Annotated in this window: 1 protein-coding gene and 1 pseudogene; both read left to right on the forward strand. The window is 68.8% G+C overall.

Translation table 11 applies throughout. The annotated features are described in order from the left end of the window. Positions 1-360, forward strand: a pseudogene (locus tag AB0I41_RS35200) (hypothetical protein); the annotation flags it as partial. After that, the gene (locus AB0I41_RS35205; RefSeq protein ID WP_357115819.1) at positions 357-1,376 is read left to right on the forward strand and encodes an IS3 family transposase; all 1,020 of its coding nucleotides are present in this window, start codon (positions 357-359) and stop codon (positions 1,374-1,376) included. The pseudogene AB0I41_RS35200 and the gene AB0I41_RS35205, both read left to right, overlap by 4 nt. The last annotated feature ends 32 nt before the right edge of the window (positions 1,377-1,408 follow it).

The following is a 1,408-nucleotide window of genomic DNA, read 5'->3' on the forward strand; positions in this document are numbered from 1 at the left end:
AAGCCCCGGTCCAGGACGTACACCGCCGCCTATAAGGCGCGGGTCCTGGCTGAGTACGAGACCCTGGACAAGGCGGGTAAGGGTGCCCTGCTGCGCCGTGAGGGTTTGTACACGTCGCTGATCGCGGCGTGGAAGCACCAGCGTGACGCCGGCGCTCGGGAGGCCCTGGCCAAGCCGGCGGGACGGCCGAAGACCGATCCGGCGGTGCGTGAGGCCGCCAGGTTGCGGGAGGAGAACGAGCGGCTGCGGGCGGAGTTGGACAGGGCCCGTCAGGTGATCGAGGTTCAGGGAAAACTCTCCGCGCTGTTGGGGCAACTCGCGACCGACAGCCACACCAGCGGGAGCGAGCCGACGTCATGATCGACGCTGCGATCACCGAGCTGACACCGCTGATCGGGGTTCGGGCGGCGTGCCGGGCCACCGGCCGGCCGCAGGCCAACCACTACCGGCGCCACCGCCGGACCCCGCCGGCGCCCCGACCGGCACGCCAGCCTCGGCCGCAGCCACGCGCCCTGACACCGGGCGAACGCGACAGCGTGCGGGCGCTGCTCAACAGCCCCGATTTCGTCGACATGGCCCCGGCCGCCGTCTACCACACCCTGCTCGACGAGGGTGTCTACGTCGCGTCGGTGTCGAGCATGTACCGGATCCTGCGTGAGCATGGCGAGGTCCGCGAACGCCGCCGCCAGGCCGTGCACCCGCCGAAGGTCAAACCCGAACTGATCGCCGACGCCCCCAACCGGGTGTGGTCGTGGGACATCACCAAACTGCGCGGCCCGGCCAAGCGGGTCTTCTACCACCTCTACGCGGTCATCGACATCTACAGCCGCTACACCGTCGCCTGGCTGATCGCCGAGCGTGAGGACGCCGCCCTGGCCGAACGGCTCCTCGCCGACGCGGTCGCCAAACAGGGCATCGCCCGTGAGCAGTTGACCATCCACGCCGACCGCGGCACCTCCATGGCGTCGAAGACCGTCGCGCAGATGATGGCCGACCTCGGCGTCACCAAGTCCCACTCCCGGCCCCGGTGCAGCAACGACAATCCGTTCTCCGAAGCCCAGTTCAAAACCCTGAAATACCGGCCGGACTTCCCCGACCGCTTCGGCTCGATCCAGGACGCCCGAGCCCACTGCCGGGCCTTCTTCACCTGGTACAACACCATCCACCGACACTCCGGCATCGGCTGGCACACCCCGCACGACGTCCACCACGGCCACGCCCAACGAGTCCGCGACGTCCGCGCCGACGTCCTGACCACCGCCTACACCCGCAACCCCGAACGGTTCGTGCACGGCACCCCACAACCACCCGCCCTACCCGAGACCGCGTGGATCAACAAACCCGAAGACCAGCCAACTCACTCAACGAACCCCTGAACCAACCGCCCCGAAAAGGTTGACACCTTCCG

The sequence above is a fragment of the Micromonospora sp. NPDC050200 genome (assembly GCF_040656135.1).
In the GTDB taxonomy this organism is placed as follows: domain Bacteria; phylum Actinomycetota; class Actinomycetes; order Mycobacteriales; family Micromonosporaceae; genus Micromonospora.

Bases quoted from the DNA above. Each gene is read 5' to 3' on its own strand.
- AB0I41_RS35205 (WP_357115819.1), top strand. From the start codon at position 357: ATGATCGACGCTGCGATCACCGAGCTGACACCGCTGATCGGGGTTCGG.